Genomic DNA, 25,496 nt, shown 5'->3' on the forward strand with positions numbered 1-25,496 from the left:
CGGGATCCGGCGCGGTGGCGGGCGAGGGTGCGCCCGGGTCCGGCACCATGCCCGACGTGCCCGACGTGCCCGACGTGCCCGGGTCCGGCACCATGCGCGGCAAGGGCACCGTCGGCGGGCGAGTGCGGGTGGGTGGGGTCGGGGTGGATGCGCTCACCGAGGAGCAGGTGGTGCAGCGGGTGGCCGGCGAGCTGGAGGCCGGCAGAGGCGGCCGGATCGTCACCCCCAACGTCGACATTTGCCGGATCGCCGCCGCCTGCCCCGAGCTGAAGGACCTGGTGTGCTCGGCCGAGCTGGTGGTGCCCGACGGGATGCCGTTGGTGTGGGCGGCCCGGCTGCTGGGCACGCCGCTGCCCGAGCGCGTCACCGGAGCCGACCTCCTCTGGGCGCTCACCGAGCTGGCCGCCCGCCGAGGCTGGCCCGTGTACGTGCTCGGCGGCGGCCCCCCAGACGTCCCGCAGCGAGCCGTCGGCGAGCTCAGGATCCGCTATCCACGGCTACGGGTCTGCGGCTCGCACGCGCCGCCCTACGGCTTCGACGCCACCCCGGAGGGACGCGAGCTCGTACGGCGCAGGCTCGTCGCAGCGCAGCCGCGGCTCGTCTTCGTCGGTCTGGGCTTCCCGCGGCAGGACCGGCTCATCGTGGACCTGCGAAAAGAGCTGCCGGAGGCATGGTTCCTCGGATGCGGGGCGGCGATCGCCTTCGCAGCGGGCACGGTGTCGAGAGCGCCGGGATGGATGCGGCAGACCGGGCTGGAGTGGGCGTTCCGGCTGGCCGGCGAGCCGGGCCGGCTGGCACGCCGCTACCTGGTCGAGGATCTGCCGTTCGCGGCGCGGCTGCTGGGCCGCTGCCTGGCGACCCGCCTCAGGAGAAGAGCCGATCCAGCCCGGACGTGAGGGCGCGGACGCGCGCCGCCTCTTCCTCGCCAAGGCCGCGGGCGGCCCCGTCGAGCGCACGGCGCGAGTCCATGCGCCGGTACGCCGTGCGCGACAGGCCCGACCAGGCGAAAGCACCGGCGACCCGCCCGGAGCCCCCCATGCACGCCCTGGCGATGCGACGCGCGGCGGCAGGCGTCCAGGGCAGATCCGCGTAGGCGTACAGGCGCCGGAACCCGGCGATCGGGTCGGCGGCCAGCGACTCGTACGAGGTGACGAGGACGCCGGGCGTCCGGGTCAGGATCGCGTGGGCGACCCGCCACAGCGCGGCGGCCGTGGCGATGCGGTCGTCGGAGCCGACGAGGGCACGCAGCTCCAGCACCTCCGGATGGTCGCGGACCAGCAGCGGCTGCTCCAGCAGCTCACGGACGTCGATCGTCCACCCCAGCCGCTGCCAGCTGGCCGCGAACGAGACCGGATCCCGCACCAGCGCGACCACCCGGCACCCCAGCCGCCGGGCGAACCACCCCGCGCTCAGCACCGCGAACGGGTCGTCGAGCAACGCGCGCCGCCCCGCCAGGCGGCCCAGCGCGAAAGCGGTCCCGTAGCGGAGCAGGCGCGCCAGGTCGTAAGGCGAGCGGTTCGCGCGCAGCTCGGCCAGCCAGTGGTAGCGCAGGGCGACCGTATCCCGGAAGGCCGGAAGCCAAGCACCGGCGTTGTCGTCGCAGATGTACTGGAACCGGTGGGTCACCTCGGCCCTGAGCACTCCCGGGCAGCGGCCGGGCGGGTGTTGCGGGTTGAGCGGCTCGTTCACGTAGACGAGGTCGCCGCCGGCCGTGAGCATCTTGCCCGTCCAGCTGGTGCCGCTGCGCGGGAGCCCGGTAACCAGGACGGGCGCGCTCATGCCGCCGCCCATGTACGCGACCGCAGCGCCGCCAGGGTGTGACGGCCGAACGGGTGCAGCCCGTAGCGGCGGTGGAGCTGCCACAGCGGGAGCAGGTTCTTGACGAGCACGCCGCCCGACCAGCCGGCGACCGCGCCGAGCGCCCCATGGGTGGGGATGAGCGCCAGGTCCAGCACCAGCGTGCATGCGACGGCAGCCAGCAGGTTGAGGAGGCTCGTCCAGGTATGCCCGGCGGCGGTGAGCACGACGTCCACCATCCCGCAGGCCGTGGCCACCATCATCGTCCCGGCCAGCACCAGCGCCACCGGCGCAGCCGACCCGTACGAGGGGCCGAACAGCCGCAGCAGCCACGGCGCCAGCGCGGCGTAGCCGAGCCACACCGGCCACGTCAGCAGGACCAGCCAGATGGTCGCGGCCTGGTAGAGCTCCCGGGCCCGCGCAGGCTCCCCGCTCGCGAGCGCGCCGACCAGCCGAGCCTGTACGGCCTGCGCGAGCCCTTGGTTCGCCAGCTGCCCGACGACCTTGAACCGTGTGGCCGCCGTGTAGACGGCAGCCTGCGCAGGCCCCGCGAGCAGCGCGACGACCACGATGTCCACCCGCTGGAACACCGCCTGGACCGCCCCCGCCACCGACCGGGGAGCCGTGTGGCGCCACAGATCCCGCCCCGTCCCCGCCAGGTACGGGCTCCGCGGCGCCCGCCCCCGCACCCCGGCCGCGGCCAGGACCAGCACCGGCACGTAGGGCAGGGCCCAGGCCACCGGCAACCACTCGACCGCCCCGGCCACGGCCACCCCGGCGACCAGGACCAGCTGGGCGGCCGGCAGCACCATCCCGTCCAGGAGCACGGTCGGGCGCATGGCCCCGAAGCCGCGGGTGGCGGCCAGCAGCACATCACCCAGCACCACGACCGGCACGACCGCCGCCACCACCCCCACCTGGGGGTACAACACCACCGCCGCGGCGCCCGCCGCCACCGCACAGGGCACGAGCGCCGCCCTGATATATCCGGAAATGCCGAGATAGCCGTACGTCTCCGCGCGGGCGATGAAGTACACGAGCCCGTTGCCCGCATCCAGCTTGGCGATCCCCGCCGCCATGAGCACCAAGGCGGTCGCCGCGAAGAAGCCCCCGGCCTCAGCGGCCGTGAACGCCCTGGTCACGACCATCACCAGCACGAACTGCGCCAAGGCGGAGAAGGCCGCCGCCGTGACCCCCGCGATCCCGGCCCGCCCCGGCCCTTCGACCTGCCCCTCGACTGGGCCCTGGGTCAGCGCCGCCACGACGGCTCCTCGCCCAGCCACCGCACCAGCCGCGCGTCGTACGGCTCGAAGTGCTCCCGCAGCGCCCGCCCGAGCACATGGGGCACCGGCCGCGGCAAGGCCCGCCCGTTGTGCTGCTCGAACACCGGATACCCCAGATGCGGCACCCCCAGGAACTCCAGCACCCGGTCGTAGACCTGCTCGGGGTGCCGGAAGAACCGATGGCTGTCCAGCACCAGCATCCGGTCCCGCCCGATCAGCGGCTCCAGCCGGTCGAGCTGATCGGCGTAGCGGCCTCGGGCCACGTACGCGTGGTGCCGGTGCGAGTGGTGCAGGGCGTACGGCGACGCGCGCAGCAGCGCCTCTGCCCCCGCCAGCCGTCCTTCCTCCAGCTCGATCGCGTACTCGAGGTGTGACTCCGTCTCGAACCCCCTGGCCAGCTCGTGGGCGTGGGCCGAGCAGGCCCGCTCCACCGGATCGCGGACCAGGACGATCAGCTTCACGTCGGGCAGATCGGCCGCTATCCGCTCCCCGGCCAGCGGATGGAACAGGTAATAGGGCGACGACTCGAACGCGAGGGGCAGGCCGCCGTACCGGCGTCCGACCAGCGTCGCCCCCACCCGCAGCGGAAAGTGCGCCTGATACCAGGACAGCCCGTGCCAGTAGGCGACGTCGAAGTAGTGCACGCCCTTGTGCAGCACCGGCTTGAGCAGCAGCGGATGTTGTGCGAGCGCCCGGTACAGGGACGTGGTGCCGCACCGCTGCGCCCCCGTGATCAGGAACGACGGCAGCACCCGTGCGCTGGACGTGAGCCTGCCCGCGCCCCGCGACAGCGACAGCGCGGACCGCTTGGTGGTCCTCATGTCAGCAGCTCCTCGTGGTCGACGGCCGGGTTGAGCCACGTCTGCGGCGGCCCGAGCGGCGCGTGCCCGTCCGCGGCGTGCCGGTCGGCCAGCGCGATGAGGTAACGCAGCGCGGTCTGCCTGGCCGTGGCCGCCGACAGCCCCAGAGGGGCCAGCTCGCGTGCCGCCCGCGCCACGCACGCCCGGGCGGCGGTTGGCGGATCCATCCTGCGCAGCGCCCGCTGGAAGAAGTGGTGCACGGCGTCGAACCCGTAGGGCACGCCGAGCTCGTAGCGTTCCCAGTCCCACACGAGCAGCCGCCCGCCGGGCGCCGGGCACACGTTCCACGGCGCGAAGTCCCCGTGCCAGGCCGGGCTGGGACCGCCGGTGCGTGCGATCTCCTCGATCGCGGCCAGCAGCAGCGGCCGGGGCACGCGGCGGCGCCGCACCGGCAGCGGCGACAGCGCCAGCACCGCCAGCCCGCGCCAGTCGCCGTGGTGGAGCACCGCGGGCGGGATCACGGTCCTCAGCCCCAGCCCCGCCAGCCTGCGCAGCGCCGCGGCCTCGGAGGCGATCAGGTCGCGTGCGCGGGGGCTGTCGCCGATCTTCACGAACGCGAGCGGCCGGCCGCCGGAGCGGGCCTCCAGGATCGGCTTGCGGTTGGCCCGCAGCGCGGGACGTACGTGGAGGACGGTCTCCACCGGCCGGCCGAAGACCTTGCTCAGATGCGCCGTGATCGATCCCCCGCCCGGAACCACGACCTCGGACCACAGGTGCCACCACCGGCGCGGCGCCAGCCGCCGGGGCACGGCGGCGTGCGGCAGCAGGGTGTACGCCCGGGGCGAGCCGGGCCCCGGATAGAGCAGCCGGACGGTCTCGGAGAGGTAGCCGAGGCGGGCGGTCGCATCACTCATGCGTTCCTCCAAAGAAGGGCGAAGGAGATGAGGTAGAGGCCGAGCGGCGTGACCAGGCCGTCGTAGACGAACATGTAGACCAGCACCAGCCCCATCACGAGGACCCCCGCGAGCCCGATGGGGCTGCGGTCGGACCAGTGGCGGCGGATCGCGCCGAGGAAGAACGCGACGTACAGAGCCGCCCCCGTGAACCCCTGCGTAATGATCAGCAGCCAGAGTTGCCCGTCGCTGCCGAGCGGCGGGTGCCCGCACGTCGTGCACCACTCGGTACGGCCCGTGGTGATCGTGCGGTGGTTGCCCGTCGCGTTGCGGGTGTTGCCGTAGCCGATCACCGGCGAGTGCTGGGCGGCGGCGAGGGTGGCGGTCACGGTGAAGGCCCTGATGTCGTTCGAGTGTGGTTTGTCCAGCCGCTGCGCCACGAGCGCCGCGAGCGGGCTGAGCGCGAAGGCCAGCGCGGCCGCCGCCACGGCCCCGCACAACGCCACCCTGGTGCGTCCGCCGACCCGGACGATCAGGTAAACGACCGCCAGGCCGAGACCGATCCACAGGCCGCGGTTGAGCGAGTAGACGATGGGGATCGCGGCCAGGGCGATCGCGGCGGCCACGAAGAGCTTGTGCCGCGGCCCGCCGTAGACCCACCAGCCGACCACGGCCCAGATCAGCAGGACCGACACGTTGCTGCCCCACGCGTTCGCCCATTCGAACGGAGCCTCCGGCCTGGGCATGGCGTAGCCGAGCACCTTCTGCGTCTGGGCGGCCGTGGGATGGATCAGGTTCTGGACGAACGGGTTGTCGCCCAGCCACCGCGGCAGCAGCCACTCGACCGGCGAGGTGTAGGAGAACCCGGGCAGGAAGACGCCGAGCAGCCCGCCCGCGACCGTCGTGACGAACAGCACGCCGAGCATGCGCACCAGGCGCAGTTGCGGCAGCTCGCGCTCGGTCAGGTTGCCGAGGTAGAGCACCATGATCAGGACGGCCGCGTACAGCGCCAGCCGCATGGCGTAGCCGACGATCCGGCCGGGGCCGAGCTCGCCGTACGTGCCCGGCGGCGTCTCGGCGAGCATGATCGCGCTCACCAGGTAGCCGGCGATCAGCAACAACCACAGCCCGAACCCGGGCGGCACCCTGATGGGGCGGCGTCGCCACAACAGCACCGCCATCGGCACGGCCAGGACGACCACCGACAGGCCGCCGAACCCGAGCGCCCACCAGAGCGGGTAGCCGACCAGCAACGCCGCGATGGGCCAGGCGGGCCCCCTCACGTCGGCTGGCCGGGGCGGGGCTGGCGCAGCGCCTGCATGGGCGTGGTCTCCGCCGACACGCTCACCCCGAACTCGCCGGTGGCGACGAGCTTGCCCAGCGGCGTGTGCGGGCGCGGCTCCAGCAGCGGAACGAACGACGGCACCGCGTCGGCGGCCGTCACCACGCCGATGATCGGCACGTCGTGCCGGCTCAACCGGCTCGCGGCGGCCGTGACCTGCTGCGCGGTGACCCGGCCGAGCCCCACGAGCAGCAGGGCCGCGTCGGCCCTGGCCAGGTCGCGCACGTCGGAGCCGTCGAGCACCGACAGCGGCGCGCGGACCTCCAACGGCTCCGCGGCGAACGAGGCGCCGAGGTCGGCAGGCAGCGTCTTGATCAGCAGCCGTTTGCCGGGGCACGCGGCGACCACGGCGCAGGCCAGATCGTGCGCCACACCGTGCTCGCGGGGGTCGGAGAGGTCGCCCAGCACGGGCAGGCCGGTCAGCCGCTCGACGTCGGCGGCCGTACGCAGCCGGGTGTCGAGGCGGTCGCGGGCGTATGCGGCGGCGGAGCCGGTCAGAAGCCCTGCCATCAGTCCGGTGCCGAGGTAGAGCGGCAGGCTGGGCGAACTGGGCGCGGCAGGCGGCGCGGCCCGGCTGATGATCGCGCCGGGCGTCACCGCGACCGTGCGCAACGCGTCGTGCTTGAGCGCGAGGCTGGCGGCCTGCCGGTTGAGCACGCCCTGCCGCTGCAGCGCGATCGCCCGCTCGGGGCTGCCCTTGGGCAGTTGGCCGAGCTCCTTGATGCCCGCGTCGATGCCGGCGTCGACCTGCTTGAGCTTGGCCAGCACCGCCTGCTGCTGCGCGGCGAGCGCGTCCAGCGTGCTCTCGCGCCGGTGCGCGAGGTAGGCCTCGGCGTACGCATGGGACTGGGCGGCGGAGACGCGGGGCTCGGGGGCGGTGACGGAGATCCACAGGACCGCCGAGTTCGGCGGCACCGAGACCACGGCGGGCTCGGCCTTCTCGACCCCCAGCGCCTGCGCGGCGCGGGTGGCGACGACGGCCGACTGCGCGACCTGAGCCTCGGTGTCGAGGTTGAGCGGCTCGCGCTGGCGGGCGGTCACCGGGTTGCCCGGCTCCTGCGGCCCGACCGGCATGACGTGCACCTGCGTGACGGCGGTGTAGGCGGGCGGGGTGAGGCGCATCAGCGCGAGCCCGGCCGTGCCGCCGAACACCACGCAGCCCACGAGCAGCAGCCACCGCCTGCGCAGCAGCGAGAGATGCTCGTCCAGGTCGGCGCCGGGGCGGCGGGCCTGGACGTCCGGCGACTGGCTCATGGGGGAGGTCTCCTGGAAGGGTGTGCGTATTGTCGTCGGCCGACGACTCTGCGTCACATGTCGAGGCGTGCGCCCACTATAGGCCGGACGATCAGACCCCGGTCGAATACCCCAAGATTTTCTCCTGTACGGCAGGAAAGAAGGGACGCAATAAATTGAAATAGCCGGAAAAACCGGGCGCGATATTACCCAGCGTGAACTGCGAAGACTTCCCCGCAGGCGGCAATGACATGGCAAGGTTCAGGTGTGACAAGGCGGGGGTCCTTCGACAAGGGGGTTGAACGGCTTTGCTGCTACGGGGAATTACCACCAGAACAACCGGGCTCGTCGTGGTCGCGGCACTTGCCGCCTGCTCGGGTGCCGAGGGCTCCGACGCCCGGGCGCCGGCGACCGCGCCCGTCAAGGACAAGATCGCGGGTGCGCCGGCCTGCACGGCCACCGCCCGGCTCATCCCGTCGTGCGGCGCGTGGTGGGGCCTGGCGCCCGAGGTCTTCACCGGCGCACCGGTCGAGCAGGCGCTGCGCGGCGCCGAGACCCGCATGGGCGCCGCCGCGGACGTGCTGCACGTCTACCACCGGGGCAGCGAGTTGTTCCCCACCGAAGCCGAGGTCAGGCTGGCCCGCGATCCGGCGCGGCCGCGCCTGCTCATGATCAACTGGAAGCCGTCGTTCGACCACACCTGGGCGGAGATCGCCGACGGGGCGCTGGACGGCAGGATCGACCGGCTGGCCGGACATCTCAGGAGCACGTTCCCCGAGCGGTTCTTCCTCACCCTCCACCACGAGCCGGAGAATGACGTGGACGCCTCGTCCGGGTCGGGCATGCGGGCCGCCGACTATGCCGCGATGTACCGGCACATCGTGCTCAGGCTGCGCGAGCAAGGGGTTCGGAACGCCGTCATGGTCATGACGTACATGGGGGCGCCCAACTGGGCGGCCGAGCCCTGGTTCGAGGAGCTCTATCCGGGCGACGACGTGGTGGACTGGGTGGCCATGGATCCCTACGCCGACGACCGGGTCCAGAGCTTCGACGGGCTGGTCAACAAGACCCGCGAGGAATACGCGCAGTGGCCGGGCTTCTACCGGTGGATGCAGATGCGCTTCCCCGGCAAGCCGGTCATGGTGGCCGAGTGGGGGGTGTTCGAGCGGTCCAGGGACCCCGGGTTCAAGCGGCAGTTCTTCGAGTCGGTGCGGCGGCAGGTCAAGCGGTATCCCCAGATCAAGGCGCTGCTTTACTTCGACTCGCCGCGGGCGCCGCGCGGCGACACCAGCTTCGACTCCAACGGTGAAGCCGACCGGGCCTTCACCCGGCTCGCGCGTGATCGGTACTTCCGCTCGACTCCCGTGCCGCGCCCATAACGGAGGAGCTCCGCCATCTCCAGCCCGCGAGGATGATCGCGCCGGCCACCACGAGCGCCCAGACAGTGAGCGTGTTGCTCGCGTCGAGCAGCTTGAGCGCCGAGGCGAGCAACACGATCGCCAGCAAGGCCCTGATCAGCCCGCCCGGGGCGCGTGAGGAGATCCTGGCGCCGAGGTAGACACCCGGGATCGAGCCGATGAGCAGCGACACCGTGAGGTCCATCTGGAAGTCACCGAACAGCAGGTGGCCGAGCGCGGCCGAGGTGACCAGCGGCACCGCCTGCACCAGGTCGGTGCCGACGAGCTGGTTGGCCTTGAGCGCCGGGTAGAGCACGAGCAGGGCCACGATGATCAGCGATCCCGAGCCGACGGAGGAGACACCGACCACCAGTCCGCCTACCATACCGACCAGTAGGGTCGGAATCGGGCGCACGACGATGTTGTGGGCGCTCGACGTCCCGCCCCGCGTGCCGAGCCACGCCTTGATCGCCATCCCCGCGACGGCCAGCAAGAGCGCCACGCCCAGGGCGTACTTGACCGCGTCGCTGACCGCGAACGCCCGCGCCAGGAACACCCCGCAGAACGCGGCCGGCACCGACCCCGCGCACAGCCAGCCCACCAGACGCAGGTTGACCGTGCCGCGTCGCAGGTGCACGACGCTGCCCACCGGCTTCATCACGGCCGAGGCCACCAGGTCGCTGGAGACGGCGGCGAGCGGCGGCACGTTGAAGAACAACATCATCATCGGGGTCATCAGCGCCCCGCCGCCCATGCCGGTCAGCCCGACCACAATCGCGACGAGAAAGGAGCCGGTGATCAGGGGGAAGTCGATCAACGGATCCAGCCTCCAGACCGCAGCGTCCCCAGCACCTGGGAGACCGCCGCGTCGATCGTCATATGCGTGGTGTCGATCACCAGGTCGGCGTCGTCCGGTTCCTCGTAGGGGTCGGAGATGCCGGTGAACTCGGGGATGAGGCCCGCGCGGGCCTTGGCGTACAGGCCCTTGCGGTCGCGCCGCTCGCATTCCTCCAGCGGCGTCGCGACGTGCACGAGCAGGAAGTCGGCGCCGACCGACTCCACCATCTCGCGCACCTCCGCGCGGGTGGCCGCGTAGGGGGCAATGGGGGCGCAGATGGCCAGCCCGCCGTGCCGCGCGGCTTCGGCGGCCACGAAGCCGATGCGCCGGATGTTGAGGTCGCGGTCGCTCTTGGAGAACGTCAGGCCCTTGGACAGCAGCTGCCGGACCACGTCGCCGTCAAGGTAGGTCACCGTGCGGGTGCCGAGCTCCAGCAGCGCGTCACGCAGGCCACGGGCGATCGTGGACTTGCCCGAGCCCGACAGGCCGGTGAAGAAGACCACGAGCCCGCGCCGGTGCGGCGGCCCGGGGATGCTCACCGGCTCGGGCCCGGCGAGGTGCTCGGTCGCGCCGTAGGCGGTGGCGACGTGCTCGCGCAGCTCCAGGTCGATCTCGGGCTCGGCGCGCGGCGCCAGCGGCACGGAGACGACGATGGTGCCGTCGGGGAGCTGGTCCTTGGCACGGAGCGCGGCGCGGACGATCGCGGGGCCGGGCTCGCCGTACGAGAGGGGGAGAAGCATGATCACCGCGTCGAGTTCCTTCGCGGTGTCGACGATCTCGGAGAGGTCGTCGAGTGGGCCCCGCATGGTGACGGCGAGTGCGGGGCGTCCGCCGAGCTCTTCCTTCACCTCCGCCGGGGTACGCCGCAGGCGCGCGAACGGCCCGTGCTCCGGTGCACCGAGAGCCTTGACGGGCCCGCTGGTCAAGCCGTCGGGCTCCTGCGCGGTCACCGTGAGCACGGCCAGCGGCAGGCCCTCGGGGTCCAGCAGCGTGACCTCGTCGCCGGGGGAGACCTCGACCGGCAGATGAAGTGTGACGGGCGCGGGCCAGGGGGTACCGTCGGCGAGCGTGCCGCTCTCGTGGACCGCGTGGAGATCGTCGTGGCCCAGGAACCCGGTCAGCGGGTCGAACGCCCCGGAAAGCAGCAGCTCGAGGTCGGCCAGCTCGTGCGGCTCGGGGGTCCACTCCACGGTTCCTGCATCCCAACTATTCCGATTGAATTGGTAGAGAATTGTAGGAAGCGAGTCTACCCACTGCCGCCGGTGTGTCGCTAGATGACCCGGGCGAAGTGGTGCTGCGGCTTCCTGATCACCATGGTGATCTCGTCGTGAGAGGCAGGGTAGCGGCCGCTGGTCAACTTCGAGACGGCTCTGACCGCCGCGCCGGCGAACCGGCTCTCGCGGGCCGGGCCGCTGACGTTCCGCTCGTCGTCGGTGATCATGAGGCCGCGGCTGAGACAGAACGCGTACATGCCGTCGCTCGACACCAGCGGCTCGTACACCTTCGGCAGCGGCCCCGGCGTGCCCGGGATGACGAGCGGGCGCCACAGCAGGTGGCGCAGCCACGTCGGGGTGATCCTGTCGAGCAGGCCGTAGGCGGACCTGCGGTCGCGCATGCGCAGCAGCACCAGCCCGCCCGGGCGCAGGGCCCGCAGGAGGCGGTCGAAGACGAGCTCGGCGTGCCTGACCCGCTCCAGCAGGAACGACAGCTGGATCACGTCGTAGGACCTGGGCGGCAGCGGCACGCCGCGCAGGTCGCCCAGCGACCACGTGACCAGGTCGGGTCGCTCGTCCAGCATGGCCCTGATCGCGGGGTGGTCCTCGTCGACGCCGGTGGCCCTGGTCTCGACCCGCTCCAGCCTCAGCGGCTCGTCGTGGGCGCAGCCCGCGACCAGCACGTCGAGTCGTCTGCAGAGCTGGCTGGTCCAGTGCTCGCGGAGCCGTTGCTCGAAGAGATCGCCCCGCTGGGCGACAGTTCGCACCTCAGACATGTCACCTACAGTAGTCACTCGATCGGTATCAGTAAGGCATTTCCCTGCTAGCGTCCTGGTCTGTGAGCGATCACATCTATGTGGGGAACGCGGGCTCGGACGCGGCCGGCGACCGCGGATGGCTGCTCGGACACTTCAAGCCCCCAGGCGATCCCCGGCACAGTGACGAGGTCGAGATCAAGTGGGGCGTGCATCCGGCGGGTGACGAGCGGGTGCAGTGGGTCATGGGCGAGGAACGAACCGCTCTGCTTGTGTTGATCAGCGGCAGGTTCCGGGTCGAGCTGCCGGGCCGCAGCGTGCTGCTGGCTGAGCCGGGCGACTACGTGGTGTGGGGTAAGGGCGTCGACCATTCGTGGCGGGCGGAGGAGGCTTCCACCGTCCTGACCGTCCGCTGGCCCTCAGTGCCTGGTTACAGAGTCGGCTGATGTCCGCGGCGAGTACCCTTGAAGAGGACCCCCGCGACCTGAGACGGCCGGGGGTAGTCGTGTTGCCGCTTTCTGGGGCTGTGGGCGTATCTGATGAGTCTTTCCGGACTGCTTGACCTTGTTCGTGCTGACCCGAAACTGACCGCCGCGCTCGAAGAGGGCGGCGACGTCTCTCTGATCGCGCCGTCCGCGCTGCGGCCGTTCGGCGTGGCGGCGCTGGCCGCGCACGACCAGCGGACCGTGCTCGCGATCACCGCGACCGGGCGTGAGGCCGAAGACCTCGCCTCGGCGCTGACCAGCCTGATCGAGCCCAACTCCGTGGCGGTGTTCCCGGCGTGGGAGACGCTGCCGCACGAGCGGCTCTCGCCGCGCAGCGACACCGTGGGGCAGCGGCTGGCCGTGCTCAGGAGGCTCGCCCACCCGGTCAAGGGCGACACCGCGGCCGGGCCGCTCAGCGTGATCGTGACGCCGGTCAGGGCGCTGCTGCAGCCGATCGTGAAGGGCCTGGGCGACCTGGAGCCGATCAGGTTGCGCGCGGGTGACGACGCCGACCTCGAAGGCGTCGTGGACCGGCTCGTCACCAACGGTTACCACCGGGTGGACATGGTGGAGAAGCGCGGCGAGGTGGCCGTGCGCGGCGGGCTGCTCGACGTGTTCCCGCCGACCGAGGAGCATCCGCTGCGGCTGGAGTTCTGGGGCGACACGGTCGAGGAGATCCGCTGGTTCAAGGTGGCCGACCAGCGCTCGCTGGAGGCGGCCGAGGACGGGCTGTTCGCGCCGCCGTGCCGTGAGCTGCTGCTGACCGACGAGGTCAGGGCCAAGGCACGGGAGCTTGCCGAGGAGCACCCTGCGCTGGCCGAGGTGCTCGACCAGCTCGCCGACGGCACGCCCGTGGAGGGCATGGAGGCGTTCGCGCCCGTGCTGGCCGGGGAGATGGACCTGCTGCTCGACCACCTGCCGGTCAGGTCGGGCGTGTTCGTCTGCGATCCCGAGCGGATCAGGGGACGGGCCGAGGAGCTCGTACGCACCTCGCAGGAGTTCCTGGAGGCCTCCTGGATCAACGCGGCGGCCGGCGGCGAGGCGCCGATCGACCTGGGCGCGGCTGCGTTCCGCTCGCTGGAGGAGATCCGCGACCACGCCGACGCGCTCGGGCAGCCGTGGTGGACGATGGCGCCCTTCGGCGGCGGGGTGGAGCTGGACGCGCAGGACTGCGAGGCCTACCGCGGCGACACGGCCAAGGCGCTGGCCGACATCAAGGGCTGGCTCGCCGACGAGAAGGCGGTCGTCCTGCTCAGCGAGGGCCACGGGCCCGCCGAGCGCATGGTGGAGCTGCTCAAGGGCGTGGACGTGCCGGCCAGGCTCCAGCAGTTCCTGGACAAGGCGCCCGAGCCCAAGGTCGTGCACGTGACGACCGGCCTGATCGAGCACGGGTTCGTCACGCCCAGCCTGGCCGTGCTCACTCACCTGGACCTGGTCGGGCAGAAGGCGTCCACCAAGGACATGCGGCGTCTGCCCTCGCGCCGCCGCAACATGGTCGATCCGCTCCAGCTCAAGGTCGGCGACCACGTGGTGCACGAGCAGCACGGCGTGGGCCGCTACGTCGAGATGGTGCAGCGCACGGTGCAGGGCGCCACCCGCGAATACCTGGTCATCGAATACGCCAAGGGCGACCGCCTCTACGTGCCCACCGACCAGCTCGACGAGGTCACCCGCTACGTCGGCGGCGAGGCGCCCACGCTCAACCGCATGGGCGGCACCGACTGGGCCAAGGCCAAGTCCCGGGCGAAGAAGGCGGTCAAGGAGATCGCCGGCGAGCTGATCAGGCTCTACTCGGCCCGCATGGCCTCGCCCGGCCACCCGTTCGCCGACGACTCGCCGTGGCAGCGGGAGATGGAGGACGCCTTCCCCTACGCCGAGACCGGCGACCAGCTCGCGGCCATCGACGAGGTCAAGCGCGACATGGAGCGCGGCGTGCCGATGGACCGGCTGATCTGCGGCGACGTGGGCTACGGCAAGACCGAGATCGCGGTGCGGGCGGCGTTCAAGGCCGTGCAGGACGGCAAGCAGGTCGCGGTGCTGGTGCCGACGACGCTGCTGGTGCAGCAGCACATGTCGACGTTCACCGAGCGGTTCTCCAGCTTCCCCGTCACGCTCAAGCCGGTCTCCCGCTTCCAGACCGACGGTGAGGTCAAGGGCACCCTGGAAGGGCTCAGGTCGGGCGCGGTGGACGTGGTGATCGGCACGCACCGGCTGCTCAGCCCCGAGGTGCGCTTCAAGGACCTGGGCCTGATCATCATCGACGAGGAGCAGCGGTTCGGCGTCGAGCACAAGGAGGCCATGAAGCACCTGCGCACGCAGGTGGACGTGCTGGCCATGTCGGCCACGCCGATCCCGCGCACGCTGGAGATGGGCCTGACCGGCATCCGCGAGATGTCGACGATCCTCACGCCGCCGGAGGAGCGGCACCCGATCCTCACGTTCGTGGGGCCGTACGAGGAGAAGCAGATCGGCGCGGCGATCAGGCGCGAGCTGATGCGCGACGGCCAGATCTTCTTCGTGCACAACCGGGTGGCCTCGATCAACAGGGTCGCCGCGCGGCTGCGTGAGCTGGTCCCCGAGGCCCGCATCGCGGTGGCGCACGGACAGATGAACGAGCACCAGCTCGAGAAGATCATGGTGGGTTTCTGGGAGCGGGAGTACGACCTGCTGGTCTCCACCACGATCGTCGAGTCCGGCCTCGACGTGCCCAACGCCAACACGCTGATCGTGGACCGGGCCGACAACTACGGCCTGTCGCAGCTGCACCAGCTCAGGGGCCGGGTCGGGCGCGGCAGGGAGCGCGGGTACGCCTACTTCCTCTATCCGCCGGAGAAGCCGCTGACCGAGACCGCGCACGAGCGCCTGGCCACCATCTCGCAGCACACCGAGATGGGCGCGGGCATGTACGTCGCGATGAAGGACCTGGAGATCCGCGGCGCGGGCAACGTGCTCGGCGCCGAGCAGTCCGGTTTCATCGCGGGCGTCGGGTTCGACCTCTACGTGCGGCTGATGGCCGAGGCCGTGCAGGAGCAGAAGGCCAAGCTCGACGGCAGGGAAGTGCGCGAGGAGGTGCCCGACGTCAAGGTCGAGCTGCCGATCAACGCCCACATCCCGCACGACTACGTCACCTCCGAGCGGCTGCGGCTGGAGGCGTACAAGCGGATCGCGGCCATCGCCGGGGAGAGCGACATCGACGAGGTGCGCGAGGAGCTCATCGACCGCTACGGCAAGCCGCCGGTGGAGGTGGACAACCTGCTGGAGGTGGCCAAGTTCCGGATCAAGGCCCGCCGGGCCGGGCTCACGGACGTCACGCTGCAGGGACAGAACATCAAGTTCGGCCCGGCCAGGTTGAGGGAGTCGCAGCAGGTGCGCCTGGACCGGCTCTACAAGAAGGCCATCTACAAGCAGGCCGCGGAGACGTTGCTGGTGCCGATACCCAAGACCAAGCCGCTGGGCGGGCAGCCGTTGCGGGATCTCGATCTGCTCAAATGGTGCGGCGACCTGGTCGAGGCGATGTTCCTCGAGCCCGCACGGGTAAGCTAGCGGCGGTTTTTCGGTCGAAAGGGACACGTACGTGAAGTCGATACGAGTGGCTGTGGCCGCCGCGGCGGTGGGCATGACGCTGACCGCCTGCTCCTCGCCCATGCACGCCGGTGCCGCGGCCGTGGTCGGGAACGAGCGCATCTCCGCAAGCCAGGTGAACGAGAACACACAGGTCTACGTCACTGCGCTGAGGAACGCCAAGCTGGACGAGCAGACGAAGGCCGCCCTCGCCGGCACCACTCTGGAACAGGCCGCGCTGCAAGGCACGTCGGCCAGCCAGCTCGTGCTGCGCAACATGGTTGAGGTCAGCGCGTTCAGGCAGCTCATGGCGCGTTACAACGTGCAGGTGAGCCAGACGGAGATCGACAACGCGCTCAAGGATCCCGGCCAATACCCCTCCGCTGAGCTCAGACTGCTGTTCAGCGGCGTCGCGCCCCAAAACGCGCGCGAATACGGCCGGGTGGTGGTCGGCGTGGCGAAGTTGCAGCAGCAGTTCGGCGGCGAGAGCGGGCAGCAGCGGCTCCTCCAGGAGTTCAGCGCGTTCCAGCCGGTCTTCAGCCCGCGCTACGGCGTGCTCAACCCGCAGCGCTCGCAAGAGAACCCGGCGATGTTCGTCGACACCGGCAGGTTCGGCAAGCTCACTCCGCCACAGCAGCAGCAACCGCAGCAGCAACCGCAGGGATAGCCGATGCCGCTGATCCTCGTCACCTCCTCGCCCAGGGTCGCGCCGGGCCTGCTGAGCCACCAGGCCTGGCAGGCGCTGCGCTCGGGCCCCGTGCTGACCGGCTCCGCCGCGCACCCTCAGCTGCCCTATCTGGCCGAGGCCGGGATCGAGGTCGAGGTCGTCGAGCCGGACCCGCGGGGGCTGGCCGCGCGGGCGGTCGCCGAGACCGTCGTGTGGCTGGCCGAGGATGACGAGGAGTTCATGCGCGCCGTGGGGCACGCCGCCGTCGCGCTCGAGGAACCGCCGCTGATCGAGGTGGTGCCGGGCTCGTACGATCTGCCGGGCGCGCGGGTGCTGGACCTGGTCGCGGTGATGGACCGGCTGCGTACGGAATGCCCGTGGGACCGTAAGCAGACCCACGAGTCGCTGGTGCCCTACCTGCTCGAAGAGGCCTACGAGGTGCTGGAGACCATCGAGCAGGGCGACTATCCCGCGCTGCGCGAGGAGCTGGGCGACCTGCTGCTGCAGGTGGTCTTCCACGCCCGGGTGGCCGAGGGCTTCGACATGGACGACGTGGCGGCCGGGATCGTGGAGAAGCTGGTGCGCCGCCATCCCCACGTGTTCGGCTCGGTGCGGGCCGAGAGCGCCGACGAGGTCAACGACAACTGGGAGGCGATCAAGGCGGCCGAGCGCGCGTCCAAGGGGCGCGAGTCGGCGCTCGACGGCGTTCCCATGGGGCAGCCGGCGCTGTCGCTGGCCGCGCAGCTGCTGCGCAGGGCCGGGCGGGCGGGCGCGCCCGAGGCGCTGTCCGCAGGGGTCGGGCAGGGCGTGGCGCGAGAGCTGTTCGACCTGGTGCGCCGCGCCGGCGACGCCGGAATCGACGCCGAGGCCGAGCTACGCGCCGCCGCCCGCACCTACCGAGACCGCGTACATGCGTGGGAAAAGCACTAGTACGGCGGGTTACCACCCGACGAAGTCCCCGCGATACGCGACCAGCGACCGACTAGCGGCCGACCAGCGACGTGTGTGGGAGACGGGGACCGATAGGCTCTGAAGGCATATTGCCTTTCGATTTAGGAGCGCATCCCGTGGCTACCATCGAGGTCGTTTACGCTCGCGAGATCCTCGACTCCCGCGGCAACCCGACCGTCGAGGTCGAAGTGGTCCTCGACGACGGCAGCAGCGGCCGCGCGGCCGTGCCCAGCGGGGCGTCCACCGGCCAGTTCGAGGCGGTCGAGCTGCGTGACGGCGGCAAGCGTTACGGCGGCAAGGGCGTCGAGAAGGCCGTGCTCGCCGTGACCGACCAGATCTTCGAGGAGATCAACGGCATCGAGGCCGAGGACCAGCGCATCATCGACCAGATCATGATCGATCTGGACCGCACGCCCAACAAGGCCAACCTCGGCGCCAACGCCATCCTGGGCGTCTCGCTGGCGGTCGCGAAGGCCGCCGCGGACAGCGCCGAGCTGCCGCTCTTCCGCTACGTGGGCGGGCCCAACGCGCATGTGCTGCCGGTCCCGATGATGAACATCCTCAACGGCGGCGCCCACGCCGACACCAACGTCGACATCCAGGAGTTCATGATCGCGCCGATCGGGGCGGAGACGTTCCGCGAGGCCGTGCGCATGGGCACCGAGGTCTACCACGCGCTCAAGAGCGTGCTCAAGGAGAAGGGCTACGCCACCGGCCTGGGCGACGAGGGCGGCTTCGCGCCCAACCTGCCGTCCAACCGCGACGCGCTCGACCTGATCCTCGTCGCGATCGAGCGCGCCGGCTACGTGCCGGGCGAGGACATCGCGCTCGCGCTCGACGTGGCCGCCTCCGAGTTCCACAACGACGGCGTCTACACGATCGACGGCAAGGGCCTGTCGGCCGCCGAGCTCATCGCCTTCTACGAGGATCTGGTCGCCAACTACCCGCTGGTCTCCATCGAGGACCCGCTCAACGAGGAGGACTGGGAGGGCTGGAAGGCCATCACCACCTCCCTCGGCGACAAGGTGCAGCTCGTCGGCGACGACCTGTTCGTCACCAACCCCGAGCGGCTGGAGCGCGGCATCAAGGAGGGCGCGGCCAATGCCCTGCTGGTCAAGGTCAACCAGATCGGCACGCTGTCGGAGACGCTCGACGCCGTGGACCTGGCCCACCGCAGCGGCTACAAGTGCATGATGAGCCACCGCTCCGGCGAGACCGAGGACACGACGATCGCCGACCTCGCCGTGGCGGTCAACTGCGGCCAGATCAAGACCGGCGCGCCGGCCCGCTCGGACCGCGTGGCGAAGTACAACCAGCTGCTGCGCATCGAGGAGCTCCTCGACGACGCCGCCCGTTACGCGGGTCGCGCCGCTTTCCCGCGTTTCCGGCGCTAGTTTCGAATACGGCTCGCGGCAACCCTGGAACCCGCCGCGAGCCGTATCTCGAAGGGGGGGTGCAGCAAGTGGCCAAGAGACCGCAGCTGACCGGGCGGGCCGCCATCCTGGCCGTGGTGGTGTGCGCGATCGCGATGAGCCTGGCCTACCCTGTGCGGGAATACATCAGCCTGCGCCGCAGCATTTCCGAACTGCAGGCGGACAAGGCCAGGGTCGAGGCGGAGAAGCAGGCGCTGCTGGCCCGCGACCGGCAGAGCAACGACCCCAACTGGATCAAGAAGACGGCCAAGGAGCGGCTGCATTACTGCGGTCCCGGCGAGAAGTGCTTCGTGGTGATGGAGCCCGAGCAGGGCAAGGAGCAGGCGGCCGTCAAGCAGGCCGCGACGGTGCCGCCGTGGTACCAGACGCTCTGGGAGTCCGTGGAGGCCGCCGACAACGGCACCGGACGCAGGGCAGTCACCGGGAAGGACAGTGTTGGAAAGTAAAGACGTCGAGGTCGTGCAGAAGCAGCTCGGGCGCCCGCCCCGAGGGCTGCGCGGGGTGGCGCACCGCTGCCCGTGCGGCAACCCCGACGTGGTGGAGACCGCGCCGCGGTTGCCCGACGGCTCGCCCTTCCCGACCCTCTACTACCTGACCTGCCCCAAGGCGGCCTCGGCCATCGGCACCCTGGAGGGTTCCGGCCTGATGCGGGAGATGCAGGCCAGACTGGCCACCGAGCCCGATCTGGCCGCCGCCTACCAGGCCGCGCACGACGACTACGTGGCCAGGCGTGACACGGCGGCGAAGGAAGAGGGCATGGCGCCGCTCCCGCGCGACATGCAGAGCACGGGCGGCATGCCGCAGCGGGTCAAGTGCCTGCACGCCCTGGTCGCGCACGAGCTGGCGGCGCCCGGGGTCAACCCGTTCGGCAGGGAGGCGCTCGACGCCCTCCCCGACTGGTGGAGTGACGGACCATGCGTGTAGCCGCCGTCGACTGCGGTACCAACTCCGTACGCCTGCTCATCGCCGACGTCGGCGACGAGCTGATCGACGACGTCGACCGGCGGATGGAGATCGTCCGCCTCGGCCAGGGCGTCGACCGGACCGGCAGGCTCGCCCCTGACGCCTTGGAGCGCACGTTCAAGGCCATGCGGACCTACCGCGAGCTGATCGAGCGGGAGGGCGCCGTCGCGACCCGGGTCGTGGCCACGAGCGCCACCAGGGACGCGGCCAACCGGCAGGAGTTCGTGGACGGGGTGCGGGAGATCTTCGGCGTGGAGCCGGAGGTCGTGTCGGGCGCCGAGGAAGCCGAGTTGTCCTTCGTCGGCGCGACCAAGGGCCTGCTCAGGCTGTCGCCGGAGACCGAGGTCCCGCAGGGGCCGCTGCCGCCCTACCTGGTGGTGGACATCGGCGGCGGGTCCACGGAGTTCGTGCTCGGCACCGAGCACGCCGAGGCGGCGCTGTCAGTGGACATCGGCTGCGTACGCCTGACCGAGCGGCATCTCAAGGACGCCGGCGACCCGCCGTCCGCGCCCGCGCTGGAGGCCGTGGTGGCCGACATCGAGGCGGCGCTCGATCAGGTCGAGGCGGAGGTGCCGGTCGAGCGGGCGCACACGCTCGTGGGCCTGGCCGGTTCGGTGACGACCGTCGCGGGCGTGGCGCTGGACCTGCCGGCCTACGATCCGGCGCGGATCCACCACTCCCGCATATCGGCCGGGCAGGTTCACGACGTGACGCGGCGGTTGCTCGCGATGACCCATGGTGAGCGCGCCGCCGTTTCGGTCATGCACCCGGGAAGAGTTGACGTGATTGGCGCTGGTGCGCTAATTCTTGACCGGATCGTGCGTCGTTTCGCGTTTTCGCAGGTCGTCGTGAGCGAACACGACATCCTTGACGGTATTGCCTGGTCACTGACGCGATAGATGCGGCCTAATCCGGACATTTCCGATCTACGTCGTGTGTTGAGTGTGCAATCATTATTGTGCTTAGGTAAAGGGGCATTACGGGGGCTTTGCCATATCGCTGTGCACGGATGGTGCCTGCGTGGCGACCGTTCCCGAGCGCGTCTTTTCCCTCACGGAATGGAGCACTCTCAGATGAAGTTCGCTGGGTTAGCAGCGCGCAAGGCGGCGGCGTTCGGCGCGTCGGTCGCCGCGCTGGCCGCCCTGACCGCGGGCCTGGCCGCCGGCCCCGCGCAGGCGGCGACCGCGGCCAAGGGCGGGCCGAAGGTCTCGGCCTCCGCGCCCAAGGCCACTCCGGGCAAGTACGAAGGTTCCTGCCCGGTCAAGGTCAACTTCTCGGCCAAGATCAAGGTGTCCGTCAAGGGCAAGACCGAGCTGGCCTACCGCTGGCTGCACGGGGACGGGTCCAAGAGCAAGGTCAAGGTGATCAAGCTCACGGGCAAGGGCACCAAGACGGTGACGGTCAAGCAGTCCATCACCTTCAAGGAAGACGTCAAGGGCTGGGAGGCCGTTCAGGTCCTCGGTCCGAAGAAGTACACGTCGAAGAAGGGCTACTTCGCCGTCTCCTGTGAGAAGCCGGCCGAAGAGCCCAAGGTCGACATTCACGTGCCGTCGGCCCCGTCGGTGTCGGCCCGCGCTTGGGCCAACCCCGACACGTACGTCGGCGAGTGCACCCCGGGCGACAAGATCGACTTCACCGGCCTGATCAAGGTCGACGAGCCGAGCTGGGTCAAGTACCGCTGGGTGCTCAACGGTGACGTCGTGGACTACGGCAAGGTGAAGGTCTACCACGCCCGCAAGGTCGGCTTCGGCCTCTCCCCGCGTGACAGCCACCGCGGCTGGGCGCAGCTGGAGGTCCTCCGTCCGGACCACGTCTCCTCGAACCGGGCCTACTACAAGGTCTGGTGCAAGGACCCGGCCCCCGCTCCCGTCACGAAGGTGTCGGCCTCCTCTCTGGTGACCGCCACCAACCACGACGGCTGCAAGGTGGGCGCCCATGCCACGGTCAGCACGACCGGTGCCGGGAAGGTCCAGTGGACCTGGTCGGTGAACGGCACGTCCGTGGCCAAGGGTGAGACCGTGTTCGGCAGCGCTGGGTCGCAGACCGTCACGCTCTCCGAACTCCCGCTGACCGGTGACGCCATCAAGGGCGGCGACGTCGCACTGACGGTCACCGGGCCGAACAACGCCGAAACGATCACGCAGAAGTACGCTGCGTGCGACGTCCCGGCTCCCGCCTAAGACCCGTTCGCCACGGCGAAGCCGTGAATGAGGGTTTGAGCGAGTAACAACCGGGTGGCGCCTCGGTGCGTCCACCCGGTTTTCTCGTTGCCACTGCCTGAGGAGACGCCCTCGGCGCCCAGGGCCTGCCTGCCGGCCACGCCCAACCCTGCCCGGAGCAGGTGACACCATCGATGTCATGAGCTTCGTACCTCCTGGCACCGGATGGCCCGGCGATCCCGCGACCGCTGACACCCCGGTCGCGCTCGACCCCGCGGACGTGCGCCGCCTCGCCGCCACCAGCAGTACGCTCGCCGAGCTCACGGCCAGGCAGTCGGTCTGCCGCGCCTGTCCCCGTCTGGTGGAATGGCGGGAGAAGGTCGCCGAGGAAAAGCGCCGCGCGTTCACGACCGAGACCTACTGGGGCCGTCCGGTCCCCGGCTGGGGCGACGAGCACCCGCGGATCGTGATTGTCGGCCTCGCCCCGGCCGCGCACGGGGGAAACAGGACCGGGCGGATCTTCACGGGCGACCGCAGCGGCGACTGGTTGTTCGCCTCGCTCTATCGCAGCGGCCTGGCGGCGCAGGAGACCAGCACGCACGCCGGCGACGGGCAGAAGCTCCTCGGCGCGCGGGTGCTCGCCTCGGTGCGCTGCGCGCCGCCTGCCAACAAGCCCTCGCCTTCGGAGAAGAGCACCTGTTTCCCGTGGATGGCCCGGGAGCTGGCGCTGGTCGCGCCGACCGTGCGCGTGGTCGTGGCGCTCGGCGCGTACGCCTGGCAGGCCATGTGGCCGGCGCTGAAGGACGCGGGCTACGAGCTGCCGCGCAGCCGGCCGCCCTTCGGGCACGGCGTCGAGGCCGAGGCCCGCTACGCCGGCGCCCCCGTCACGCTGATCGGCTGCTACCACCCCAGCCAGCAGAACACCTTCACCGGCCGCGTCACCGCCCAGATGCTGGACGACGTGTTCACCAGGGCCAGGTCACTGGCTGTGTGACGCGTTGCACCACACCCGGATTGGATTCGTCGAGCATGGTTGACGTAAGCTTGTGAATGCTTTCACAAGCATTCCACGAGGGATGGGGCCTCAGGATGAACAAGCACATATTGATCGTCGGTGGCGGATACGTCGGCCTGTACACAGCGCTCCGGCTGCAGCGCAAGCTCCATCGCGAGCTCCGCGGTGGCGAGGTGCGCGTCACGATCATCGACCCCCAGTCCTACATGACCTACCAGCCCTTCTTGCCTGAGGCGGCCGCGGGTAACCTGTCGCCCCGGCACCTGGTGGCCCCTCTGCGGCGGATCCTGCCGAGGGCGCGCATACTCAACGGCATGGTCACCAAGGTCGACCACGCCGAGCGCGTCGTCACCTTCCAGCCGCCCGAGGGCGAACCGCGTCAGATCGCCTACGACGTGATCGTGATGGCCGCCGGGTCGATCTCCCGTACGCTGCCCATCCCCGGCCTGACCGACATCGGCATCGGCTTCAAGACCGTGGGCGAGGCCATCGCGCTGCGCAACCGCGTCCTGCACCTGCTCGATGTGGCCGAGTCCACCGACGACCCCGAGGTGAAGCGCAGGGCGCTCACGTTCGTGGTGGTCGGCGCGGGCTTCGCGGGCGTGGAGGCGCTCGCCGAGCTCGAGGACATGGCCAAGGACTCGGTGCGTTACTACCGCAACATCGAGCCGTCCGACATCCGCTGGGTGCTCGTCGAGGCCACGAACCGGGTGCTGCCCGAGGTCGGCCCCGAGATGGGCAAGTGGACGCTGGAGCAGCTGCGCGAGCGCGGCATCGACGTCAAGCTCGAGACCCGGCTCGAGTCGTGCGAGGGCGGGCGCGTGGTGCTCTCCGACGGCTCGGAGTTCGACGCGGAGACCCTCGTGTGGACCGCGGGCGTCAAGCCCAGCCCGGTGGTCAAGGAAGGCGACCTGCCCCTCGACGAGCGCGGCCGCATCAAGACCACGACCATGCTCACCGTGGCGGGAACGCAGGACGCCTTCGCCGCCGGCGACGCGGCGGGGGTGCCCGACGTGACGAACCCGGGACAATACTGCGCGCCCAACGCCCAGCACGCGGTCCGGCAGGCCAAGGTGCTGGCCGACAACATCATCCGGCACCTGCGCGGACAGCAACTGGTCGAATACCGGCACAAGTATGTCGGATCGGTGGCCGGATTGGGTCTGCATCAGGGCGTCGCCAATGTCTATGGAGTCAAGCTTCGCGGATTCCCTGCGTGGTTCATGCACCGCACCTACCATCTGTCGCGGGTGCCGACGCTGAATCGCAAGGTCCGTGTCGTCGTCGACTGGACCCTGGCTCTGTTCTTCAAGCGAGAGACGATCTCGCTGGGTGAGATGGAGCACCCGCGCGAGGACTTCAGGGCCGCCGTCGCGACGATGCGCCGCTAGCCCTGGTACGGCAGCGCCCCGGTGATCGTCGCCGGGGCGTCTCGGCGCCCCTGCAGCAAACGGAAGGGGTTGCACGGGTGGGGCTCTCAGCGGTGACGGTGCTCGGCGTGGACAGGCCCGGCGTGATCGCCGCAGTCACCGGTTCGCTCACCGACTGCGGGGCGAACATCCAGGACTCGACCATGACGCTGCTCGGCGGCCACGTGGCGATGATGCTCCTGGTCTCCGGCGACCTGGACTCCGCCGAGCTGCTCAAGCGGCTGCGGGCGCCCGATCTGGTGGTGACCGCCTCGGCCATCGAGGCCAGGCGCCACTTCTGCGAGGACGGGGGCGGGCTCGGCTACGTGCTGACCGTGCACGGCCCCGACCGGCCCGGGATCATCTCGGGCATCAGCGCTGTGCTGGCCGCGGACGGCGGGAACATCACCGGCATGAGCACTCGGCTCTCCGGGCGGCTGTACGTGCTCATCGCCGACGTCGAGCTGCCGAAGGAGGTGGACGTGGCGGCGCTCATGCGCAGGCTGGCGGCCGTCGGCGCCAGCCTGGACTCGGAGATCACCTTCCGCCCCGTGGAACCGGACCTGATGTGAATAGACTCCGGGGGACGCCGCGCGAGGTGCTCAGCGCTCCCCACCCGATCCTGTCCGCCGTGGCCGAGCCGGTGGACCCGACGGACCCCGACGTTGTGGCGGCCGCCGCCGATCTGCTGGCCACCCTCCGCCACAAGCCGTCCACAACCGGCCTGGCAGGCCCTCAGATCGGCCTGAGGCTGCGCCTGATCGCCTTTGATACCCGGGCCCACCCTCGCGGCCGATCGTCGGCTGGAGAGCTCGTGGTGGCCAATCCACGCCTCGCCAGAGCGTCCCATTGGGATCATGGACGGGAGGGGTGCGCCTCGATCGCGGGGCTCACGGCCGACGTCCTGCGAGCTACGCGTATCACCCTACGTGGGCATTTGCCAGGCACGGGCGAGGCAGTCACCATCGAAGCTGATGCCCTCGAAGCCCGTTGCATTCAGCACCAACTGGACCATCTGGACGGTCTACTCTTCTTGGACAGAGTCCCCCGAGCCCTATCACTTCACCGCAGACTTCACAGTTGTGACGCCTGATACGAAGTTGTGCTCCTCGGAAGCATGGTCCGTTTCGTATGATTGCGGCGCCCCCGTAGCCCAATGGCAGAGGCAAACCCCTTAAAAGGGTTGTAGTGCGGGTTCGAATCCCGCCGGGGGCACCTGCCCTCTACCATTGGAAATCCGTTTTCCATAGGCCGCATGACCTTGGGAACTCCCTGGTGGCCACGTTCGTTGTCAACGCTGC

The 25,496-nt window shown here is 70.5% G+C and carries 24 protein-coding genes and 1 tRNA gene; 16 read left to right on the top strand and 9 right to left on the bottom strand.

The window, feature by feature from the left end; all coding sequences use genetic code 11:
• The first annotated feature begins 14 nt into the window (after positions 1-14).
• Positions 15-896, top strand: a complete 882-nt coding sequence (locus ACTWQA_RS19750) for a WecB/TagA/CpsF family glycosyltransferase (RefSeq protein WP_443160647.1) — start codon at positions 15-17, stop codon at positions 894-896.
• Here ACTWQA_RS19750 and ACTWQA_RS19755 read toward each other — a convergent pair.
• The 6 genes from ACTWQA_RS19755 to ACTWQA_RS19780 are packed head-to-tail and all read right to left on the bottom strand — an operon-like array spanning position 865 to position 7,369.
• Positions 865-1,779 carry a sulfotransferase gene (locus tag ACTWQA_RS19755; RefSeq protein WP_443160648.1) on the bottom strand — a complete coding sequence of 305 codons (915 nt, stop codon included), beginning with the start codon at positions 1,777-1,779 and terminating at the stop codon, positions 865-867. The two genes, ACTWQA_RS19750 and ACTWQA_RS19755, sit on opposite strands and share 32 nt — an antisense overlap.
• Positions 1,776-3,059, bottom strand: coding sequence for a lipopolysaccharide biosynthesis protein (locus ACTWQA_RS19760; RefSeq protein WP_443160649.1), 1,284 nt, complete (start codon positions 3,057-3,059; stop codon positions 1,776-1,778). Before ACTWQA_RS19760 ends, ACTWQA_RS19755 begins: the two co-directional genes overlap by 4 nt.
• The gene (locus tag ACTWQA_RS19765) at positions 3,047-3,901 is read right to left on the bottom strand and encodes a sulfotransferase domain-containing protein (RefSeq protein ID WP_443160650.1); all 855 of its coding nucleotides are present in this window, start codon (positions 3,899-3,901) and stop codon (positions 3,047-3,049) included. Before ACTWQA_RS19765 ends, ACTWQA_RS19760 begins: the two co-directional genes overlap by 13 nt.
• On the bottom strand, positions 3,898-4,794 hold the full coding sequence (locus ACTWQA_RS19770; protein WP_443160651.1) for a hypothetical protein: 897 nt from the start codon (positions 4,792-4,794) through the stop codon (positions 3,898-3,900). Before ACTWQA_RS19770 ends, ACTWQA_RS19765 begins: the two co-directional genes overlap by 4 nt.
• Positions 4,791-6,056, bottom strand: coding sequence for an O-antigen ligase family protein (locus ACTWQA_RS19775; RefSeq protein WP_443160652.1), 1,266 nt, complete (start codon positions 6,054-6,056; stop codon positions 4,791-4,793). The genes ACTWQA_RS19770 and ACTWQA_RS19775 overlap by 4 nt, the downstream gene beginning before the upstream one ends.
• Positions 6,053-7,369, bottom strand: a complete 1,317-nt coding sequence (locus ACTWQA_RS19780; protein ID WP_443160653.1) for a Wzz/FepE/Etk N-terminal domain-containing protein — start codon at positions 7,367-7,369, stop codon at positions 6,053-6,055. The genes ACTWQA_RS19775 and ACTWQA_RS19780 overlap by 4 nt, the downstream gene beginning before the upstream one ends.
• 329 nt (positions 7,370-7,698) lie before the next feature.
• Between ACTWQA_RS19780 and ACTWQA_RS19785 the strand changes: the two genes are divergently transcribed.
• Complete coding sequence (locus tag ACTWQA_RS19785; RefSeq protein ID WP_443160654.1) at positions 7,699-8,727, top strand: glycoside hydrolase family 26 protein; 1,029 nt, start codon at positions 7,699-7,701, stop codon at positions 8,725-8,727.
• Here the strand turns inward: ACTWQA_RS19785 and ACTWQA_RS19790 are convergent.
• The 3 genes from ACTWQA_RS19790 to ACTWQA_RS19800 form a co-directional block, all read right to left on the bottom strand.
• A complete protein-coding gene (locus ACTWQA_RS19790; protein WP_443160655.1) occupies positions 8,672-9,562 on the bottom strand; it encodes a sulfite exporter TauE/SafE family protein in 891 nt (296 codons plus the stop codon). The genes ACTWQA_RS19785 and ACTWQA_RS19790 overlap by 56 nt on opposite strands.
• A complete protein-coding gene (gene cysC / locus ACTWQA_RS19795; protein WP_443160656.1) occupies positions 9,559-10,773 on the bottom strand; it encodes an adenylyl-sulfate kinase in 1,215 nt (404 codons plus the stop codon). The genes ACTWQA_RS19790 and cysC overlap by 4 nt, the downstream gene beginning before the upstream one ends.
• A gap of 80 nt (positions 10,774-10,853) precedes the next feature.
• The gene (locus ACTWQA_RS19800) at positions 10,854-11,573 is read right to left on the bottom strand and encodes a class I SAM-dependent methyltransferase (protein ID WP_443160657.1); all 720 of its coding nucleotides are present in this window, start codon (positions 11,571-11,573) and stop codon (positions 10,854-10,856) included.
• Positions 11,574-11,635: 62 nt separating this feature from the next.
• Here ACTWQA_RS19800 and ACTWQA_RS19805 point away from each other — a divergent pair, with 62 nt between their 5' ends.
• From ACTWQA_RS19805 to ACTWQA_RS19870, 14 genes are all read left to right on the top strand, one after another.
• On the top strand, positions 11,636-11,998 hold the full coding sequence (locus ACTWQA_RS19805) for a signal peptidase I (RefSeq protein ID WP_443160658.1): 363 nt from the start codon (positions 11,636-11,638) through the stop codon (positions 11,996-11,998).
• Between the two features lie 93 nt (positions 11,999-12,091).
• On the top strand, positions 12,092-15,580 hold the full coding sequence (gene mfd / locus ACTWQA_RS19810) for a transcription-repair coupling factor (RefSeq protein ID WP_443160659.1): 3,489 nt from the start codon (positions 12,092-12,094) through the stop codon (positions 15,578-15,580).
• A 31-nt stretch (positions 15,581-15,611) separates the two neighbouring features.
• Complete coding sequence (locus tag ACTWQA_RS19815; RefSeq protein WP_443160660.1) at positions 15,612-16,265, top strand: hypothetical protein; 654 nt, start codon at positions 15,612-15,614, stop codon at positions 16,263-16,265.
• A 3-nt stretch (positions 16,266-16,268) separates the two neighbouring features.
• A complete protein-coding gene (locus ACTWQA_RS19820; protein ID WP_443160661.1) occupies positions 16,269-17,195 on the top strand; it encodes a MazG family protein in 927 nt (308 codons plus the stop codon).
• A 137-nt stretch (positions 17,196-17,332) separates the two neighbouring features.
• Positions 17,333-18,610, top strand: coding sequence for a phosphopyruvate hydratase (eno, locus tag ACTWQA_RS19825; RefSeq protein ID WP_443160662.1), 1,278 nt, complete (start codon positions 17,333-17,335; stop codon positions 18,608-18,610).
• Positions 18,611-18,678: 68 nt separating this feature from the next.
• Positions 18,679-19,095 carry an FtsB family cell division protein gene (locus tag ACTWQA_RS19830; protein ID WP_443160663.1) on the top strand — a complete coding sequence of 139 codons (417 nt, stop codon included), beginning with the start codon at positions 18,679-18,681 and terminating at the stop codon, positions 19,093-19,095.
• A complete protein-coding gene (locus ACTWQA_RS19835; RefSeq protein ID WP_327588752.1) occupies positions 19,085-19,573 on the top strand; it encodes a DUF501 domain-containing protein in 489 nt (162 codons plus the stop codon). Before ACTWQA_RS19830 ends, ACTWQA_RS19835 begins: the two co-directional genes overlap by 11 nt.
• A complete protein-coding gene (locus tag ACTWQA_RS19840) occupies positions 19,564-20,511 on the top strand; it encodes a Ppx/GppA phosphatase family protein (RefSeq protein ID WP_327588753.1) in 948 nt (315 codons plus the stop codon). Before ACTWQA_RS19835 ends, ACTWQA_RS19840 begins: the two co-directional genes overlap by 10 nt.
• A 174-nt stretch (positions 20,512-20,685) precedes the next feature.
• Entirely contained in the window at positions 20,686-21,792 is a 1,107-nt protein-coding gene (locus ACTWQA_RS19845) for a hypothetical protein (RefSeq protein WP_443160664.1), read from the top strand.
• Positions 21,793-21,970: 178 nt separating this feature from the next.
• Entirely contained in the window at positions 21,971-22,765 is a 795-nt protein-coding gene (locus tag ACTWQA_RS19850) for a uracil-DNA glycosylase (protein WP_443160665.1), read from the top strand.
• A gap of 95 nt (positions 22,766-22,860) precedes the next feature.
• On the top strand, positions 22,861-24,177 hold the full coding sequence (locus tag ACTWQA_RS19855; protein WP_443160666.1) for an NAD(P)/FAD-dependent oxidoreductase: 1,317 nt from the start codon (positions 22,861-22,863) through the stop codon (positions 24,175-24,177).
• Between the two features lie 77 nt (positions 24,178-24,254).
• The gene (locus tag ACTWQA_RS19860; protein ID WP_305921035.1) at positions 24,255-24,767 is read left to right on the top strand and encodes a glycine cleavage system protein R; all 513 of its coding nucleotides are present in this window, start codon (positions 24,255-24,257) and stop codon (positions 24,765-24,767) included.
• Between the two features lie 26 nt (positions 24,768-24,793).
• Positions 24,794-25,288 carry a peptide deformylase gene (locus ACTWQA_RS19865; RefSeq protein WP_443160667.1) on the top strand — a complete coding sequence of 165 codons (495 nt, stop codon included), beginning with the start codon at positions 24,794-24,796 and terminating at the stop codon, positions 25,286-25,288.
• 49 nt (positions 25,289-25,337) lie between these two features.
• Positions 25,338-25,410: transfer RNA gene (locus ACTWQA_RS19870), tRNA-Leu, on the top strand.
• Positions 25,411-25,496: the final 86 nt, after the last annotated feature.

This window comes from Nonomuraea sp. 10N515B (assembly GCF_052245915.1).
GTDB lineage: Bacteria > Actinomycetota > Actinomycetes > Streptosporangiales > Streptosporangiaceae > Nonomuraea.